The 18,367-nt window shown below is 61.0% G+C and carries 16 protein-coding genes; 9 read left to right on the plus strand and 7 right to left on the minus strand.

Annotated features, from left to right (window positions below):
• The first annotated feature begins 5 nt into the window (after positions 1 to 5).
• Positions 6 to 2,231 carry a polyphosphate kinase 1 gene (ppk1, locus tag PMI25_RS10215; RefSeq protein ID WP_007968444.1) on the plus strand — a complete coding sequence of 742 codons (2,226 nt, stop codon included), beginning with the start codon at positions 6 to 8 and terminating at the stop codon, positions 2,229 to 2,231.
• A gap of 171 nt (positions 2,232 to 2,402) precedes the next feature.
• Here ppk1 and ppx read toward each other — a convergent pair whose 3' ends face one another.
• From ppx to PMI25_RS10240, 5 genes are all read right to left on the minus strand, one after another.
• A complete protein-coding gene (ppx, locus tag PMI25_RS10220; RefSeq protein WP_007968442.1) occupies positions 2,403 to 3,905 on the minus strand; it encodes an exopolyphosphatase in 1,503 nt (500 codons plus the stop codon).
• A gap of 242 nt (positions 3,906 to 4,147) precedes the next feature.
• Positions 4,148 to 4,885 carry an amino acid ABC transporter ATP-binding protein gene (locus PMI25_RS10225; protein WP_007968440.1) on the minus strand — a complete coding sequence of 246 codons (738 nt, stop codon included), beginning with the start codon at positions 4,883 to 4,885 and terminating at the stop codon, positions 4,148 to 4,150.
• A complete protein-coding gene (locus PMI25_RS10230) occupies positions 4,872 to 5,522 on the minus strand; it encodes an amino acid ABC transporter permease (protein WP_007968438.1) in 651 nt (216 codons plus the stop codon). Before PMI25_RS10230 ends, PMI25_RS10225 begins: the two co-directional genes overlap by 14 nt.
• Positions 5,519 to 6,187, minus strand: coding sequence for an amino acid ABC transporter permease (locus PMI25_RS10235; protein ID WP_007968436.1), 669 nt, complete (start codon positions 6,185 to 6,187; stop codon positions 5,519 to 5,521). Before PMI25_RS10235 ends, PMI25_RS10230 begins: the two co-directional genes overlap by 4 nt.
• Positions 6,188 to 6,209: 22 nt before the next feature.
• A complete protein-coding gene (locus tag PMI25_RS10240) occupies positions 6,210 to 6,995 on the minus strand; it encodes a transporter substrate-binding domain-containing protein (protein WP_007968434.1) in 786 nt (261 codons plus the stop codon).
• 256 nt (positions 6,996 to 7,251) lie between these two features.
• Here PMI25_RS10240 and PMI25_RS10245 point away from each other — a divergent pair, with 256 nt between their 5' ends.
• The 6 genes from PMI25_RS10245 to PMI25_RS10270 all read left to right on the plus strand — a co-directional run bounded on the left by PMI25_RS10245 (position 7,252) and on the right by PMI25_RS10270 (position 14,617).
• The gene (locus tag PMI25_RS10245) at positions 7,252 to 7,959 is read left to right on the plus strand and encodes a FadR/GntR family transcriptional regulator (protein ID WP_007968433.1); all 708 of its coding nucleotides are present in this window, start codon (positions 7,252 to 7,254) and stop codon (positions 7,957 to 7,959) included.
• 120 nt (positions 7,960 to 8,079) lie between these two features.
• Positions 8,080 to 8,409 (plus strand): thioredoxin TrxA, encoded by a 330-nt coding sequence (gene trxA / locus PMI25_RS10250; RefSeq protein WP_003206727.1) that lies wholly within the window; start codon positions 8,080 to 8,082, stop codon positions 8,407 to 8,409.
• Positions 8,410 to 8,657: 248 nt separating this feature from the next.
• Complete coding sequence (rho, locus tag PMI25_RS10255) at positions 8,658 to 9,917, plus strand: transcription termination factor Rho (RefSeq protein ID WP_003229334.1); 1,260 nt, start codon at positions 8,658 to 8,660, stop codon at positions 9,915 to 9,917.
• Positions 9,918 to 10,112: 195 nt separating this feature from the next.
• A complete protein-coding gene (locus tag PMI25_RS10260; protein WP_007968430.1) occupies positions 10,113 to 12,113 on the plus strand; it encodes an acyltransferase family protein in 2,001 nt (666 codons plus the stop codon).
• A gap of 69 nt (positions 12,114 to 12,182) precedes the next feature.
• Positions 12,183 to 13,649, plus strand: a complete 1,467-nt coding sequence (gene ubiD, locus PMI25_RS10265; RefSeq protein WP_007968427.1) for a 4-hydroxy-3-polyprenylbenzoate decarboxylase — start codon at positions 12,183 to 12,185, stop codon at positions 13,647 to 13,649.
• Entirely contained in the window at positions 13,649 to 14,617 is a 969-nt protein-coding gene (locus PMI25_RS10270; protein ID WP_007968426.1) for a CDP-6-deoxy-delta-3,4-glucoseen reductase, read from the plus strand. The genes ubiD and PMI25_RS10270 overlap by 1 nt, the downstream gene beginning before the upstream one ends.
• 22 nt (positions 14,618 to 14,639) lie before the next feature.
• Here the strand turns inward: PMI25_RS10270 and PMI25_RS10275 are convergent, their stop codons facing one another.
• Positions 14,640 to 15,113, minus strand: coding sequence for a hypothetical protein (locus PMI25_RS10275; protein ID WP_007968424.1), 474 nt, complete (start codon positions 15,111 to 15,113; stop codon positions 14,640 to 14,642).
• 353 nt (positions 15,114 to 15,466) lie between these two features.
• Here PMI25_RS10275 and PMI25_RS10280 point away from each other — a divergent pair, with 353 nt between their 5' ends.
• Entirely contained in the window at positions 15,467 to 16,135 is a 669-nt protein-coding gene (locus tag PMI25_RS10280; RefSeq protein WP_007968422.1) for a gamma-glutamylcyclotransferase, read from the plus strand.
• Here PMI25_RS10280 and glpT read toward each other — a convergent pair.
• Positions 16,111 to 17,460: a glycerol-3-phosphate transporter gene (glpT, locus tag PMI25_RS10285; protein ID WP_003229323.1), complete on the minus strand. Its 1,350-nt coding sequence runs from the start codon at positions 17,458 to 17,460 to the stop codon at positions 16,111 to 16,113. The two genes, PMI25_RS10280 and glpT, sit on opposite strands and share 25 nt — an antisense overlap.
• A gap of 225 nt (positions 17,461 to 17,685) precedes the next feature.
• Here glpT and PMI25_RS10290 point away from each other — a divergent pair, with 225 nt between their 5' ends.
• On the plus strand, positions 17,686 to 18,315 hold the full coding sequence (locus PMI25_RS10290; RefSeq protein WP_007968420.1) for a hypothetical protein: 630 nt from the start codon (positions 17,686 to 17,688) through the stop codon (positions 18,313 to 18,315).
• The last annotated feature ends 52 nt before the right edge of the window (positions 18,316 to 18,367 follow it).

Here is an 18,367-nt window from a genome sequence, read left to right on the forward strand (position 1 = left end):
ATTCGATGAATACCGAAGGACTCACTGAAGTTGCAGTAAAAGAAGCTCAACCGGTGGTGGAGCAAATCACCGAAACCCCGCCGGAACTCGAGCCTGCGCCACCCGCGCCGGTCACCGAAGCCGTCGCGGCGGCGCCAGTGATTGCGATCCCGGGCCTGGATGACAGCAGCCTGTACATCCACCGCGAGCTCTCGCAACTGCAATTCAACATCCGCGTGCTGGAACAGGCGCTGGACGAGTCCTATCCGTTGCTGGAGCGGCTGAAGTTCCTGCTGATCTTCTCCAGCAACCTCGACGAATTCTTTGAAATCCGCGTCGCCGGCCTGAAAAAGCAGATCACCTTCGCCCGGGAACAGGCCGGTGCCGACGGTCTGCAACCGCATCAGGCGCTGGCGCGGATCAGCGAGCTGGTGCACGGTCACGTTGACCGCCAGTACGCGATCCTCAACGACATCCTGCTGCCGGAGCTGGAAAAGCATCAGGTGCGCTTTATCCGTCGCCGTCACTGGACGACCAAGATCAAGACCTGGGTGCGCCGCTACTTCCGCGACGAGATCGCACCGATCATCACCCCGATCGGCCTCGACCCGACGCACCCGTTCCCGTTGCTGGTGAACAAGAGCCTGAACTTCATCGTCGAACTGGAAGGCATCGACGCCTTCGGTCGCGATTCCGGTCTGGCGATCATCCCGGCACCGCGCCTGCTGCCACGGATCATCAAGGTTCCGGAAGAAGTCGGCGGCCCGGGCGACAACTATGTGTTCCTGTCGTCGATGATCCACGCCCACGCCGATGACCTGTTCCAGGGCATGAAGGTAAAAGGCTGCTACCAGTTCCGCCTGACCCGAAACGCCGACCTGGCGCTTGATTCCGAAGATGTCGAAGACCTTGCGCGTGCCCTGCGTGGCGAGCTGTTCTCGCGGCGCTACGGTGATGCGGTGCGCCTGGAAGTCGCCGACACCTGCCCGAAACATCTGTCGGACTATCTGCTCAAGCAGTTCAACCTGAGCGAGACCGAGCTGTATCAGGTCAACGGCCCGGTCAACCTGACCCGTCTGTTCAGCATCACCGGTCTGGACAGCCACCCGGAGCTGCAATACACGCCGTTCACCCCGCAGATCCCGAAACTGCTGCAGAACAGCGAGAACATTTTCAGCGTCGTCAGCAAGCAGGACATCCTGCTGCTGCACCCGTTCGAGTCGTTCACTCCGGTGGTCGATCTGCTGCGCCAAGCGGCGAAAGACCCGCATGTATTGGCTGTGCGCCAGACCCTGTACCGCTCTGGCGCCAACTCCGAGATCGTCGATGCGCTGGTGGACGCCGCGCGTAACGGCAAGGAAGTCACCGCGGTCATCGAACTGCGCGCACGCTTCGACGAAGAGTCCAACCTGCAACTGGCCAGCCGTCTGCAAGCGGCCGGTGCGGTGGTGATTTACGGTGTGGTCGGCTTCAAGACCCATGCCAAGATGATGCTCATCCTGCGGCGTGAGGCCGGCGAGATCGTGCGTTACGCGCACCTCGGCACCGGTAACTACCACGCCGGCAATGCGCGTCTTTACACCGACTACAGCCTGTTGACCTCCGACGACGCCTTGTGCGAAGACGTCGGTAAACTGTTCAGTCAGTTGATCGGCATGGGTAAAACCCTGCGCATGAAGAAGCTGCTGCATGCGCCGTTCACTCTGAAGAAGGGCATGCTCGACATGATTGCCCGGGAAACCCAGTTCGCCATCGAAGGCAAACCGGCGCACATCATCGCCAAGTTCAACTCGCTGACCGATCCGAAGATCATTCGTGCGCTGTACAAGGCCAGCCAGTCCGGCGTGCGCATCGATCTGGTGGTGCGTGGCATGTGCTGCCTGCGTCCGGGCATCGCCGGGGTTTCGCACAACATCCATGTGCGCTCGATCATCGGTCGCTTCCTTGAACACACCCGAGTGTTCTACTTCCTCAACGGCGGCGAGGAGCAGATGTTCCTCTCCAGCGCCGACTGGATGGAGCGCAACCTCGACAAGCGCGTCGAGACTTGCTTCCCGGTGGAAGGCAAGAAGCTGCTGACCCGCGTCAAGAAAGAGCTGGAGCTGTACCTGACCGACAACACCCACAGCTGGAGCCTGCAGTCGGATGGCCGTTACATCCGCAACACGCCAACCGGCAACCAGAACCCGCGCAGCGCGCAGGCGACGTTGCTGGAGCGGCTGGGTAGCCCGATTCTGCCGGTGAGCAGCTGATCTTCAGCCCAATAAAAAAGGCGATCCTTGCGGATCGCCTTTTTTGTGGCTGTCGTTCACCCACCTGTGGCGAGGGAGCTTGCTCCCGCTGGACTGCGCAGCAGGCCCATGCTTTTAAAGAAAGGGCCGCTTCGCGCCCCAGCGGGAGCAAGCTCCCTCGCCACAAGGTTATCAGTGGACTGTTAGCACGATGCCAACCCGCGTCAGCCACTCGGCTTCGAGGCCAAAGTCGGCCTGGGTCAGCTGATTCTCATCCAGCCAGTTCTCCGGGAATTCCACATCCAGAGTGTTGCCCTTGGCGTGCAGCGTCACTTGCGGCATCGCCTGGGTGCCACGGATGTGGTGGAACAGGATCGCGAAGCGCAGCAGCACGCACAGGCGGATCAGCTTGTCACCGTCGTCACCGAACTCGGCAAACTTGTCCTTGGGGATGTTGCGGCGATGGCCGCGCACCAGCAACGCGAGCATCTGCTGGTCTTCGCGGGAGAAACCGGCGAGGTCCGAGTGCTCGATCAGGTAGGCGCCGTGCTTGTGGTAGTGGTAGTGCGCGATGTCGAGGCCGACTTCGTGGACCTTCGCCGCCCAACCGAGCAACTCGCGCCAGATACCGTCATCCAGCTCCCAATCCACGGCCACTTGATCGAAGGCGTGCAGGGCTTTGCGTTCTACCCGGGCCGCTTGTTCCAGATCGACGTGATAACGCTCCATCAGCGAAGTCAGGGTGCGCTCGCGCACGTCTTCGTGATGATGGCGGCCGAGCAGGTCGTAGAGCACGCCTTCACGCAGCGCGCCTTCGCAATGATCCATGCGCTGCAGTTCGAGGGCGTCGAAGATCGCCTCGAGAATCGCCAGGCCCGCCGGGAAGATTGCCCGACGGTCAGGCTTGATGCCTTCGAAGTCGATCTTGTCGACGTCACCCAGTTTGAACAACCGGCGCTTGAGCCAGGCCAGGCCTTCGGCATTCACTTCACCGGTGCCATGCCCGCCGGCCTTCAGCGCCAGGCCGATGGCGCGGATGGTGCCCGAGGAGCCGATGGCTTCATCCCAGGTCAGGCGGTGCAGGGCGTGCTCGATGCTCATGATCTCCAGCCGCGCCGCGGTGTACGCCTGAGCGTAACGGGCCGGGGTGATCTTGCCGTCCTTGAAGTAGCGCTGGGTGAAGCTGACGCACCCCATTTGCAGGCTTTCGCGCAGCAGCGGTTCAAACCGCTGCCCAATGATGAATTCGGTACTGCCGCCGCCGATGTCGGCCACCAGACGCTTGCCCGGGGTGTCGGCGAGGGTGTGCGAAACGCCCAGATAAATGAGGCGGGCCTCTTCACGGCCGGAGATGACTTCCACCGGATGGCCGAGGATTTCTTCGGCGCGGTGGATGAATTCGAGACGGTTGCGCGCTTCGCGCAGGGCGTTGGTGCCGACGATCCGCACGGCGCCCAAGGGCATGCCGTTGATCAGTTGGGCAAAACGCTTGAGGCAGTCGAGGCCGCGCTGCATCGATTCTTCGTTGAGATGGCGCTCATCGTCGATGCCGGCGGCGAGCTGCACTTTCTCTCCGAGGCGTTCCAGGATACGGATCTCACCGTTCTGGGCCTTGGCCACGACCATGTGAAAGCTGTTGGAGCCCAGGTCGATTGCGGCGATCAGGGACAGATTCTTGGCTTTGGATTGCGGCATGGTCAGGGGGTCTCGGTCGATAACCCCGCCATCGTGCCACGATCAAACGCTGACGCCAACGCGCATGGCTCAAACCCTTGATCCAACACAGTTTCTGTGGCGAGGGAGCTTGCTCCCGCTGGGCTGCGAAGCGGCCCTGAAGCCATTCACCTTGCGATTCAGGTAAATCGCGGTCGGCGGGTTTCACGACTGCTGCGCAGCCGAGCGGGAGCAAGCTCCCTCGCCACAGAAGGTGTGCAGGATCAGTTGGCGGCTTCCACGGTACCAATGAAATTCGCCAGCTCCGCCGTCTGCGGATGGGCAAACAACACCTTCGGATCCCCCACTTCATGCACCTTGCCATGGTGCATGAACACCAGTTTGTCGCCGACTTCCCGGGCAAAGCGCATTTCGTGGGTGACCATGATCAGCGTCATGCCTTCCTTGGCCAGTTGGCGCACCACGGCGAGCACTTCATTGACCAGCTCCGGGTCCAGCGCCGAAGTGATCTCATCGCACAGCAACACTTTCGGTGACATCGCCAGCGCCCGGGCAATCGCCACGCGCTGTTGCTGCCCACCGGACAAACGATCCGGGAAGGCGTCGAACTTCTCCCCCAGCCCGACGCGCTCGAGCATCTTGCGCGCCAGTTCGGCCGCCTTGGCCTTCGGTACTTTCTGCACCACTTGCGGGGCGAGCATCACGTTTTCGCCGACGGTCAGGTGCGGGAACAGGTTGAACTGCTGGAACACCATGCCGACTTTCTGCCGCAGGCTGCGCAGGTCGGCGCGGGCGGCGTCGAGGTATTCGCCATCGACTTCGATCACGCCGTCGTTGATCGACTCCAGGCCGTTGAGGGTGCGCAGCAGGGTCGATTTGCCCGAGCCGCTGCGGCCGATGATCGCCACCACCTGGCCTTCCTCGACGCTCAGGTCGATGCCTTTGAGCACATGGTGATCGCCGTAGTATTTATGCAGGGCGGAAATTCTAAGCAGAGGCATGCAGTCTCCTTTCCAGGTAGCGCGCGCTGAGCGACAAGGGGTAGCAGAGCAGGAAGTAGCCGAGGGCGACGAGGCCGTAGACCATGAACGGTTCGAAGGTGGCGTTGGCGAGCATGCCGCCGGTCTTGGTCAGCTCGGTGAAGCCGATGATCGAGGTCACCGCCGTGCCTTTCACCACTTGCACCGAGAAACCCACGGTTGGCGCCACGGCGATGCGCAGCGCCTGCGGCAGGATCACGTAGCGCAACTGCTCCAGTGGGTTCAGTGCCAGGCTCGACGAGGCCTCCCACTGGCCATTGGGGATCGCTTCGACGCAACCGCGCCAGATCTCCGCCAGATAGGCGCTGGTGAATAATGTCAGCGCAATCGCTGCGGCCATCCACGGCGAGATTTCGATCCCGGCCAGCGCTACGCCGAAGAACACCAGAAACAGTTGCATCAGCAACGGTGTGCCCTGGAACAATTCGATCCAGGTGCGAGCGATGTTGCTCGGCAACGGGTTCTTCGAGATGCGCATGACCAGAATCAGCAGCCCGACGATCCCGCCACCGATGAACGCCACCAGCGACAGCGCCAGCGTCCACTGCAGACCGGTAAGCAGGTTGCGCAGGATGTCCCAGAAGGTGAAGTCGCTCATCGGCTGCTCCTCGCGATATAGCGGCGACCGACCCAGTTCAGCAACTGGCGGATCAGCAGCGCCATGCACAGATAGATCAGCGTGGTCAGCGCATAGGTTTCAAAGGCGCGGAAGTTGCGCGACTGAATGAAGTTGGCGGCGAAGCTCAGCTCCTCGGTGGCGATCTGCGAACACACCGCCGAACCGAGCATGACGATGATGATCTGGCTGCTCAGGGCGGGCCAGACCTTGCCCAGCGCCGGCAGCAGGATCACGTGGCGGAACGCTTCGAAACGGCTCATCGCCAGTGCGGCAGCGGCCTCCAGTTGGCCGCGCGGGATCGCCTGGATGCCGGCGCGGATGATCTCGGTCGAATACGCGCCGAGGTTGATCACCATCGCCAGCACGGCCGCCTGCCACTCGGAAATCTGCACCCCGAGGGATGGCAGGCCGAAGAAGATGAAGAACAGCTGCACCAGAAACGGCGTGTTGCGGATCAACTCGACGTAGACGCCGAAGAGTGCCGAGAACGGGCGGATGTTCCACGCCCGCACCAGCGCGCCGACGATGCCCACGCCAACCCCGAACAGCGCGCCAATGGCCGTCAGTTCCAGGGTGAACAGGGCGCCGCGCAACAGCAGGTCGGTGTTTTGCAGCACCGGCATGAAATCGAACTGATAAGCCATCGATTGTCTCCCGCGCGCCCGATCAGAGATCGGCCGGCAGCGGCTCCTTGAGCCAGGTCTGCGAGTTTTTCTCCAGCGCGCCGTCAGCCTTGGCGGTGGCGAGGATCTCGTTGACCTTGCCCAGCAGCGCCGGCTCGTTCTTGTTCACGCCGACGTAGACCGGCGAATCCTTGAGCTTCACTTTCAGCGCCGGCACGCGTTTCGGGTTCTTCTCGCTGATCGCCACCATCACCACGTTGCCGCTGGCGATCAGGTCCACTTGCCCGGCGAGGTAGGCGGCGATGGTCGAGTTGTTGTCTTCGAAACGTTTGATGGTCACGCCTTCGGGGGCGACCTTGGTCAGCTCGATGTCTTCGATCGCGCCACGGGTGACGCTGATGGTTTTGCCCTTGAGGTCGTCGAGCGTAGTGACGGCGGCATCAGGCGGGCCGAACACGGCGAGATAGAACGGCGCGTAGGCGTGGGAGAAGTCGATGACTTTCTCGCGCTCCGGGTTCTTGCCCAGGCTTGAGATCACCAGATCGACTTTGCCGGTGGTGAGGAACGGAATGCGGTTGGTGCTGTTGACCGGGGTCAGCTCGAGTTTGACCTTGAGTTGCTCGGCCAGCAGTTTTGCCGTGTCGATGTCCAGGCCACGAGGTTTCATGTCCGGGCCGACCGAGCCGAACGGCGGGAAGTCCTGGGGCACGGCGACTTTCAGCGTGCCGCGTTTGATCACGTCGTCCAGACCGTCGGCGTGGGCGGGGACCTGGCTCAGCAGCAGGCTGGCAAACAGGGCGGTGAGGAGGGCGCTGTAACGCAGGCTCATGGCAAATCTCCGGATCGGCGGGAAGTGATTTCTGCGATCGGATAGAGCATGCGCCGTGCCAATACCCGGATTTATCCCCGGCAGGCCGCGGGTTTGCCGGGTTTCTTCGGTCTTACTGGTCTGAACAGTCAGGTTGTTTTTCGCACTCCGATAGCGCATCGGCAGCGGGCACCGAACCCTGCTGGGGCACGACTTGCCGGATCCGGCGAATAGCTTTACAACTAGCCGCACCTTGGCCTGGCTCGTCTGAAAAAAAATGAACTCGATCTCCCGCGCCGTACCCGAAGTGGCGCTGCAAGCCATCCGCAAACTGATCACCGAACAGGGCTTTGGTGCGGGTGATGCGTTGCCGTCGCAACGGGATCTGGCGCTGCAACTGGGGGTCAGTCGGGCGTCGTTGCGCGAGGCGCTGTCGTCGCTCAGTGCGCTGGGCGTGGTCAGCATCCAGCCGGGCAAAGGCGTATTCGTGCAGGCACCGGTGGAGATCACGCAGGGTGACAATGCACCGGGCTGGCCGTTCGCGGCGCAGGCCTCGCCGCTGGACATCTTTCAGTTGCGCTATGCGCTGGAGGGTTTTGCCGCCGGGCTGGCAGCGGTGACCCTGAGCACGTTCGACCTGGATGCGCTGGAGGACAACGTCGCGGCGATGCGCGAGCAGTTGAAGGCCGGCGATTTCGAGGCGGCGGCGAAACTCGACTTCGAATTCCACCGGCGCATTCTGCTGGCCAGCGGCAATCAGGCGATGCTGAGCATCCTCACCGCCAGCGCCGAGATCTTTCTGGAGAGCCAGAAGCTACCGTTCATCCGCGCCGAACGGGCGCTGGAAACCTGGCAGGAGCATCGCAAGATCCTTCGTGCGCTGGCACGCCGGGCATCCGCTGCGGCCCAGAAGGCCATGCAGGAACACGTGCGCAACGCCGCCCTGCGCACCGGAATTTCCTTCATTGCCCCCGCCACGGCGTGACTTGGGCTATACCCAAACTCATCGAGTGCCATAGCAAGACTCAATCAACTGCAGCTTCCTGAACAAGGGAAGGGCGGCTATGATGGGCCACGTTTTTTTGCTTACAACCTGGAGAATTCCATGAGCAGCGATCTTATCAAACACGTTAGCGACGCCAGCTTCGAAGCCGACGTACTCAAGGCCGAAGGCGCTGTACTGGTCGACTACTGGGCTGAATGGTGCGGCCCTTGCAAAATGATCGCTCCGGTTCTGGACGAGATTGCCGAGACTTACAAAGGCAAGCTGACCGTTGCCAAACTGAACATCGACGAAAACCAGGAAACCCCGGCCAAGCACGGCGTGCGTGGTATCCCGACGCTGATGCTGTTCAAGAACGGCAACGTTGAAGCGACCAAAGTCGGCGCCCTGTCGAAGTCGCAACTGGCTGCTTTCCTCGACGCCAATATCTAAGCGTCGCAGTAAATCGCCGAAAAAAAGCCTCGCAATTTGCGGGGCTTTTTGCGTATTCAGGGCTAGACGCTCCGAAACTCAGGTGGTACATTCGGCCCCGCACTGGTTTCTCCACTGCCCCCTGCTAGCCGTCGCCGACGCACTCCTTTTCGAACAAGTTCGCGATCCTGTCGCCTTCTCCGCGGCGCGGCCTCATTAAGCCAAAAGCTTAATTTCCCCCCCTCCATAAATGATTACGTCATTCCTATATGAATCTGACTGAACTCAAGCAAAAGCCGATTACCGAACTGCTCGAATTGGCCGAACAGATGGGCATAGAAAATATGGCCCGTTCGCGCAAGCAGGACGTGATTTTCTCCCTGCTGAAAAAGCACGCGAAAAGCGGCGAGGAAATCTCCGGTGATGGCGTGCTGGAGATTCTCCAGGACGGCTTCGGCTTCCTGCGCTCCGCTGACGCTTCCTACCTCGCCGGCCCGGACGATATCTACGTCTCGCCGAGCCAGATCCGTCGTTTCAACTTGCGCACCGGTGACACCATCGTTGGCAAGATCCGCCCTCCGAAGGAAGGCGAGCGTTACTTCGCTCTGCTCAAGGTCGACACGATCAACTTCGATCGTCCGGAGAACGCGAAGAACAAGATTCTCTTCGAGAACCTGACCCCGCTGTTCCCGACCGTGCGCATGAAGATGGAAGCCGGCAACGGTTCCACCGAAGACTTGACCGGTCGTGTGATCGACCTGTGCGCCCCGATCGGCAAAGGCCAGCGTGGTCTGATCGTTGCACCGCCGAAAGCCGGTAAGACGATCATGCTGCAGAACATCGCCGCGAACATCGCGCGTAACAACCCTGAAGTTCACCTGATCGTGCTGTTGATCGACGAACGTCCGGAAGAAGTAACCGAAATGCAGCGCACCGTGCGCGGCGAAGTGGTTGCCTCGACCTTCGACGAACCGCCGACCCGTCACGTGCAGGTTGCCGAAATGGTGATCGAGAAGGCCAAGCGCCTGGTCGAACACAAGAAGGACGTGGTGATCCTGCTCGACTCCATCACCCGTCTGGCCCGTGCCTACAACACCGTGATCCCGAGCTCCGGCAAGGTGCTGACCGGTGGTGTCGATGCTCACGCCCTGGAGAAACCGAAGCGTTTCTTCGGTGCGGCGCGCAACATCGAAGAAGGCGGCTCGCTGACCATTATCGCCACCGCGCTGGTTGAAACCGGCTCGAAGATGGACGAAGTGATCTACGAAGAGTTCAAGGGTACTGGCAACATGGAGCTGCCTCTGGATCGCAAGATCGCCGAGAAGCGTGTGTTCCCGGCCATCAACATCAACCGTTCCGGCACCCGCCGCGAAGAGTTGCTGACCGCCGACGACGAACTGCAGCGCATGTGGATCCTGCGCAAGCTGCTGCACCCGATGGACGAAGTGGCTGCCATCGAGTTCCTGGTCGACAAGCTGAAAACGACCAAGACCAACGACGAGTTCTTCCTGTCGATGAAGCGCAAGTAACATCGCCGGTTGAACCGATAAAAAGGGCGTCCCTTGGGGGGTGCCTTTTTTTTGCATGAAATTTACCCCGGCAATGGGAGGTTCCTGATCTGGTAAGGTCTGTGATCGGGTAAGACAACAAGCAGCACCCGCGAGCCTTTTTTATTCAAGCTCGCGCTGTACAAAAAACAACCACCTGATTGGCATTAAGATTTTATGAGCACACTCGCTTATCGAAGGGATATCGACGGCCTGCGCGCAGTCGCAGTGATCGCCGTGGTGCTGTTCCATTTTGGCGTCCCGGGGTTTACCGGCGGTTTTGTCGGCGTGGACGTGTTCTTCGTGATTTCCGGCTACCTCATCACCTCGATCATCTGGAACCAGCGTCAGGCGGGGCGTTTCAGTTTCGTCGAGTTCTGGGCGCGGCGTGCGCGGCGGATTCTGCCGGCGCTGTTCGCGATGATCATTGCGGTGCTGGCGGTGGGCTGGTTCCTGCTGGCGCCCAAAGACTATGAAGAGCTCGGGCGCTCGGTGCGCTATCAGGTGACGTTCGTCTCAAACATCCTGTTCATGCGCCAGGACGGCTACTTCGACGTCGCCTCTGACCTCAAACCGCTGCTGCACACCTGGTCACTGGCGGTGGAGGAGCAGTTCTACATCTTCTTCCCGCTGCTGCTGACGTTGCTCTCGAGTCGCCTGAAACACTGGCGGCTGGCGCTGTTCGGCGTGCTGCTGGTGTCGTTCGGTCTGAGTGTGTGGGCGATCCAGCATCATCCGGAAAAGGCTTTCTTCCTGCTGCCGATGCGCGCCTGGGAGTTGCTCGCCGGAGCGATGCTGGCGGTCGCGCCGAAACACGCCTGGCGCTTGAAGCCGCTGGCCGCCCAGGTCTTGAGCCTGCTCGGCATGGGGTTGATCCTGCTGGCGGTGTTCGCCTATGACAAGTCGACGCCGTTCCCGGGTGTCACGGCGTTGCTGCCGGTGCTGGGCGTGGTGCTGCTGATTCTGGCCAACGGTCATCGCGAAACGCTGGTTGGTCAATTGTTGAGCAGTCGGGTGATGGTCGGCCTCGGGCTGATCTCCTATTCCTGGTATTTGTGGCACTGGCCGGTATTCGTGTTTTCCAGCTACGCCAGTGTCGATGAGCCGGGCGCGCTCGACACGGCCGGACTGATTCTGCTGACCCTGGTGCTGGGTTATCTGTCATGGAAGTTCGTCGAAACGCCGTTCCGTGAACGGCGCTTGCTCGCCGGACGCCGGCAGATTCTGCTGGCCGGGTTCTGCGGGATTCTGCTGCTCGGTCTGGCCGGGCAATCGCTGCGCTGGACCGATGGCCTGCCATGGCGCTTGTCCGAGCAGGCGCTGCAATACGCCAAGGGCCGCGAGTGGCGGCCGGAGCTGATGGCGTGTCTGGCGGATGACAAAACCCCTGACGATAGGCTGTTCTGCCATTACGGCGTAGCGGAACTGCCGACTCGCGCGCTGGCCTGGGGTGACAGCCATGCCACGGCGCTGATCCCGGTGTTCGATGACGGTGCCAAAGCCCACGGTGTCAGTGTGATTCTGGCCAGTTCTCCGGGTTGTATTCCGGTCGACGGGCTGGAGCATGACGGTGTCTGTGCGCGCTTCAACAAGCGGGTCGAGCAAGGGCTGAAAACCCAGGCGATCAGCGATGTGGTGCTGGTCGCCCGCTGGAGCCTGTACCTGTACGGCGACGCCAAGGGTGATCTCGGTCATGTGCTGAGAACACCGGACGGGCGTTACGATCGCGCCGAAGCCGAGCAGCGTTTTGCCGCAGGCCTGCGCGCTCGCGTGGCGCAATTGCGGGCGGCCGGGCATCGCGTATGGCTGGTGAAAGAGGCGCCGTTGCAGGCGTTCAGTCCACCGTATCGGCTGACGCGGCTGGCGATGCTTGATCGCCCGGTGGATGACGTCGGTCTGGATGTCGAGGCGCACCACAAGCGTCAGGTGTTCATCAGCCAGTTGTTCGCGCAACTGGCGCAGAATGATCCGGCGGTGCGGGTGGTCGATCCGGCGCCGCGACTGTGTGATGAAAACGGCCTGTGTCACGCCGAACTCGGCGGTTATTCGCTGTACACCGATGACAATCACCTGTCCGAAGTCGGTGCGCGGTTTGTGGCGCCGATCCTTGAGCCGCTGTTTATCGGCCTGCAAGGCCGGGAAAACCTTGGCAAAGCGCAGACGAATGCAGCCAAGTAAGCAGCGACAGGCTGCCACAGGGCTGCATAGCAGGTAGGATGTACGCCTATTTTGAGGGTGCCATCGTCAATGAAATTCAAGGATCTTCGGGATTTCGTGCAGCAGCTTGAGCAGCGCGGAGAGTTGAAACGCATCCAGATTCCCGTCTCGCCGGTGCTGGAGATGACCGAGGTGTGCGACCGCACGTTGCGGGCCAAGGGCCCGGCGCTGCTGTTCGAGAAACCCACCGGTTACGACATTCCGGTGCTCGGCAACCTGTTCGGCACCCCGGAGCGGGTGGCCATGGGCATGGGCGCCGAGTCGGTCAGCGAGCTGCGCGAGATCGGCAAGCTGCTGGCCTTCCTCAAGGAGCCGGAGCCGCCGAAGGGCTTGAAGGACGCGTGGTCGAAACTGCCGATCTTCCGCAAGATCATTTCGATGGCGCCGAAAGTCGTCAAAGACGCGGTGTGCCAGGAAGTGGTCATCGAAGGCGACGACGTCGACCTGGCGATGCTGCCGGTGCAGACCTGCTGGCCTGGCGACGTCGGCCCGCTGATCACCTGGGGCCTGACCGTCACCAAAGGCCCGAACAAGGAGCGCCAGAACCTCGGTATCTACCGTCAGCAAGTGATCGGCCGCAACAAGGTGATCATGCGCTGGCTCAGCCACCGTGGCGGTGCGCTGGACTTCCGCGAGTGGTGCGAGAAGCATCCGGGCCAGCCATTCCCGGTGTCGGTCGCGCTGGGCGCCGACCCTGCGACCATTCTCGGCGCCGTGACGCCGGTGCCGGACAGTCTCTCCGAATACGCTTTCGCCGGTCTGCTGCGCGGTAACCGTACCGAGCTGGTCAAGTGCCGGGGCAACGATCTGCAAGTGCCGGCCACTGCCGAGATCATCCTCGAAGGCGTGATCCATCCGGGCGAGATGGCCGACGAAGGCCCGTACGGCGACCACACCGGTTACTACAACGAAGTCGACAGCTTCCCGGTGTTCACCGTCGAACGCATCACCCACCGGATCAAGCCGATTTACCACAGCACCTACACCGGCCGGCCGCCGGATGAACCGGCAATTCTCGGCGTGGCGCTGAACGAAGTATTCGTACCGATCCTGCAGAAGCAGTTCCCGGAGATCACCGACTTCTACCTGCCGCCGGAAGGCTGCTCGTACCGCATGGCCGTGGTAACGATGAAGAAGTCGTACCCGGGGCATGCCAAGCGCGTGATGCTCGGTGTCTGGTCGTTTTTGCGACAGTTCATGTACACCAAGTTCGTTATCGTCACTGACGACGATATCAATGCCCGGGACTGGAACGACGTGATCTGGGCCATCACCACGCGCATGGACCCCAAGCGCGACACGGTGATGATCGACAACACGCCGATCGACTACCTCGACTTCGCCTCGCCGGTCTCCGGCCTGGGCTCGAAAATGGGCCTGGATGCCACTCACAAGTGGCCGGGCGAAACCACTCGCGAGTGGGGCCGCGTGATCGTCAAGGACGACGCCGTTACTCAACGGATCGATGCCATCTGGAATCAGTTAGGAATAGATTGATGCGTGTAATCCTGCAGCCCTCCGGAGCGGTGCTCGAGATACGGCCCGGCGAGCGGATTCTCGATGGTGCGCGGCGCCTGGGCTACGAATGCCCGCAAAGCTGTCGCAACGGCAATTGCCACGTGTGTGCGGCGCTATTGGTGGAGGGCCGGGTCGAACAGGCCGGCAAGGTGCACGACCACGGCGAGTTCTACACTTGCATAGCCGAGCCGCTGGAAGACTGCGTCCTGCTGTGGGATGGCGTGCTCGCGCTGGGAGAACTGCCGGTGCGCAGCCTGTCGTGTCAGGTCATCGAATGCCGGGATGTCGGCGGCGACACCTGGCGCGTGCGCCTGCGGGCGCCGGCCGGCAAGCCGCCGCGTTATCACGCCGGGCAGTACTTGATGATCGAGCGTGAGAACGGCGAGAAGTCGGCGTTCTCCATGGCCTCGGCGCCGCATGGCGGGCGCGATCTGGAAATCCACGTGCTGGCCCGCGAAGCCAGTGCGCTGAGCCTGATCGAACAGCTGCAACGCAACCCGCTGGTGCGCGTCGAACTGCCGTTCGGCGACACGCACCTTGCCGAACTGCCCGACGGTCCGCTGGTGCTGATCGCCGCTGGCACCGGCATGGGCCAGATCCACAGCCTGATCGAACACTGCCGCGCCAACGGTTTCAAACATCCGGTGCATCTGTACTGGGGCGTTCGCCGTCCGGAAGATTTCTATGACATTGAGCATTGGGACGAATGGCTGAAGCTGCCCAACCTGTTCCTGCACAAAGTCGTCAGCGACCAGTGCGGTTGGGAAGGGCGCTGCGGGATGTTGCACCAGGCCGTGTGCGAAGACTTCCCGGATCTGAAGTCGCTGCACGTCTACGCCAGCGGCTCGCCGGCGATGGTCTACGGCACGCTGGATGCGCTGGTGGAAGCCGGCATGGATGCGCACCAGATGCGCGCCGATGTATTTGCGTATGCGCCTCGGACTTGACCTGCGCGTTTGAGCCTCGTCCCTAGAAACGTACGCCGCTAGTCACCATCGCCGCATTGGCGCCGAGAAACACCAGCTCGGCGGCCAATGGGCCGTAGTGAGTGCCGACGGACGGAATGATCACCGGCGCAACGCCGTAGCGGTTCAACGGGATCTTGTCCTTGTAATCACCGCGATAACCCTGCAACAGCCCACCGGTGACTTTCAGATACAGCGGATACTCGCTGCTGTTATAGCGCTTGCCGACATAGGCGTAGTTCGAGCGCTGGCGGAACGAGTTGCGGAAAGTTGCCCCGCCAAATACCCAGCCGGACGCCTGATTGCGTTCGATGCCGATCAAGTCCTGATGATTATTGTGTTCGGGGTCGGGCGAGTAATGTCGGGTGTAGACGCTGGTCTGCGCATACCAGAAGCCTTTGTCCTGTGCATCGTCCTCGGCCAATGCATGGCCGGCCTGGGTCATCAGCAATGCGGCCAGAAGTGTCGGGATTTTCATTGTGCAGCCTCGGTTAAACGGAATGGCTTGCGCCAGAGGAAGGCCGTTATACGTAGGCGTTCAGCGACGGAGAAGAAAGAAAGTCCGATATTTTAGTAGGAAGTTTCCCGCGCCTTCATGAACGAAACCTGAACGAGCGAAGGCTTATGCATATTTCATTCGGGTATTTAAGATATTTCTGCAATGGTATTAGGCTATATAAAACCGCATGGCCGGGGCTGATAATCCCCAATTAACGCTATCGGCAGGTCATACATCCTTTAGCACTTTTCGTTTTACAGTTACTGCTATATGTTCTATCAAGCGAATTGTGCTTACATCTTGTAATACTTGCGGGGCCGAACACTTCCGTCATGACAGCCATTGAATCTGCTTTTGTGAATCTGGCTTATCCTCCGCGGCTCGATCTGGGGCCGCAGCTGACCCACGAACAACTTCTCGTCTCGATGCAATCGACCATGGCGCGCCACAAGGGCGGGCCGGTGTGGCTGTTCGCCTACGGTTCGCTGATCTGGCGTCCGGAGTGCACGGCGGTGGAGCGGGTGCGCGGGCGCGTCCATGGCTATCATCGTGGCTTGTACCTGTGGTCACACGAGCACCGCGGGACGCCGGAAATGCCCGGGCTGGTATTTGGTCTGGATCGCGGCGGTTCGTGCAGCGGCTTCGCCTATCGGCTGCCGGAAGAGAATCTCGACAGTGCGTTGTACGCGCTGTGGAAACGCGAGATGCCGTTTCCGTCCTATCGCCCGCACTGGCTCAACTGCCGACTCGAAGATGGCAGTCAGGTTCAGGCGCTAGGGTTTGTTCTGGAGCGACACCTGCCCAGCTACGCCGGCAACCTGCCGGATCATGTGCTGAGCCAGGTGTTTGAAAGCGCTTGCGGGCGCTACGGCACCACTCGCGATTATGTCGAGCAGACCGCCCACGCCCTGCGCAGCCACGCCATGCCGGATCGAAATCTGGAGGCGCGGCTCAAGCGCTGTAGATCACAAAGCGATCAAGCGACCGCTTCGCGGCTCTGACTGGCGACTTGTTTGTGCCATAGCGTCGGCGCCAGGAAGGCCATCGACAGCAGGCAAGCGCCCACCAGCAGCACGAAACCACCGTCCCAGCCGAAGTGGTCGACGGTGTAGCCCATCGCCGCACTTGCCGCCACCGAACCACCCAGATAGCCGAACAGGCCAGTAAAGCCCGCTGCCGTACCGGCGGCTTTCTTCGGTGCCAGTTCCAGCGCCTGCAGGCCGATCAGCATCACCGGGCCGTAGATCAGGAAGCCGATGGAGAACAGCGCGATCATGTCCACGGTCGGGTTGCCAGCCGGGTTCAGCCAATAAACCAGGGTCGCCACGGTCACCAGCGCCATGAACACCATGCCGGTCAGGCCACGGTTGCCACGGAAGATCTTGTCCGACATCCAGCCGCACAGCAGCGTGCCCGGAATGCCCGCCCATTCGTAGAAGAAGTAGGCCCACGAAGTCTTGTCGACGTCGAAGTGCTTGGCTTCTTTGAGGTAGGTCGGTGCCCAGTCCAGTACGCCGTAACGCAGCAGGTAGACGAAGACGTTGGCCATGGCGATGTACCAGAGCATTTTGTTGCGCAGCACGTATTTGACGAAGATTTCCTTGGCACTGAATTCGTCTTCGTGGCTGGCGTCGTAGCCTTCCGGGTAGTCGTTCTTGTACTTTTCGATCGGCGGCAGGCCGACCGATTGCGGGGTGTCGCGCATGGTGATGAAGGCAAACACCGCCACGCCCAGCGCCACCGCTGCCGGAACGTAGAAGGCTGCGTGCCAGTCATTGAACAGGCCCATGCCGATCAGGAACAGCGGGCCGATCAGGCCGCCGCCGACGTTATGCGCCACGTTCCACACCGAGACCACGCCGCCACGTTCCTTCTGCGACCACCAGTGCACCATGGTGCGTCCGCTCGGCGGCCAGCCCATGCCCTGGGCCCAGCCGTTGATGAACAGCAGGATGAACATCATGGTCACGCTGGACGTTGCCCATGGCGCGAAACCGAAAATGAACATCACCCCGGCCGACACCAGCAGGCCGAATGGCAGGAAGTAGCGCGGGTTGGAACGGTCGGACACCAGGCCCATCAGGAACTTGGACAGGCCGTAGGCAATGGCGATGGCCGACATCGCCAGACCCAGATCGCCACGGCTGTAGCCTTCGTCGATCAGGTACGGCATGGCCAGCGAGAAGTTTTTGCGCAGCAGGTAATAACCCGCGTAGCCAAAGAAGATACCGGCGAAGATCTGCCAGCGCAGGCGTCGGTAAGTGCTGTCTATTTTTTCTTCAGGCAATGGAGCCTGATGTGCGGCAGGACGAAAGAAAGCAAACATTCAAGAGCTCCAGATTTCTTGTTTTGACTGCGGATGCGAATGTTACAGTTTCGTTACCGAAAATAGCACCAGTTCGCATTGGCAAAACAGTGGAAATGTTGGAATTCGCGCGTTCTTTTACGAACCTGTCGCTCAGCTGTAAGAACAGGGCGTTTTCACCACTTATGAACATGGAGTGACTTAGACTCGCGGCCCGTTCAGCCGATTGATCAGCCGAGATAAGCAATGTCACTGAAGGTTCGCATGTTGGTGCCGAGATTTTTGGTGGCAGCGGGACTTGCTGTCGTGTTGCTGACATTGATTGTCACCGATCATCCCGCCCATTCCGGGCTGCGCAATGCCACGGTGCTGATCATTCGACATGCGGAAAAACCGGATACGGGACCGGTGCTCAATGCCCGAGGCGAACAGCGCGCCGCTGCCTATGTCGACTATTTCAATCCGCTGAAACTCGACGGCCAGACGTTCACCCCCCAGCGTTTGATTGCTGCCGGCGATACCCCGGAAAGTTCGCGCTCACGCCTGACCCTGACCCCGCTGGCCCAGCGCCTGAACCTTGCGATCGAGCAGCCCTACGTCAATGGCGACCTGCATCTACTGGTCAAACTGTTGCGCAAGAGCAATCAGGCGCAGACGGTGCTGATCGCTTGGCACCACGGCCACATCAACAAGTTGATCAAGGCCTTTGGCGGCGACGCCACTGCGCTGATGGGCCAGGAAAAATGGCCGGATGATGTCTTCGACTGGCTGATCGTCCTGCACTTCGATGACAAAGGCCGGTTGATTCCGTCCCGCAGCCTGAAGGTGCAGGAGCACCTGTTGCCAGGTGACTCGGCCGGGCCGAGCGGCGGCTAAACGTCCGTCAGAAAATGTACCTACTCCCATTTGCCCAGCGGTTTCGTCAGAT

The organism is Pseudomonas sp. GM30 (genome assembly GCF_000282275.2).
In the GTDB taxonomy this organism is placed as follows: Bacteria; Pseudomonadota; Gammaproteobacteria; order Pseudomonadales; family Pseudomonadaceae; genus Aquipseudomonas.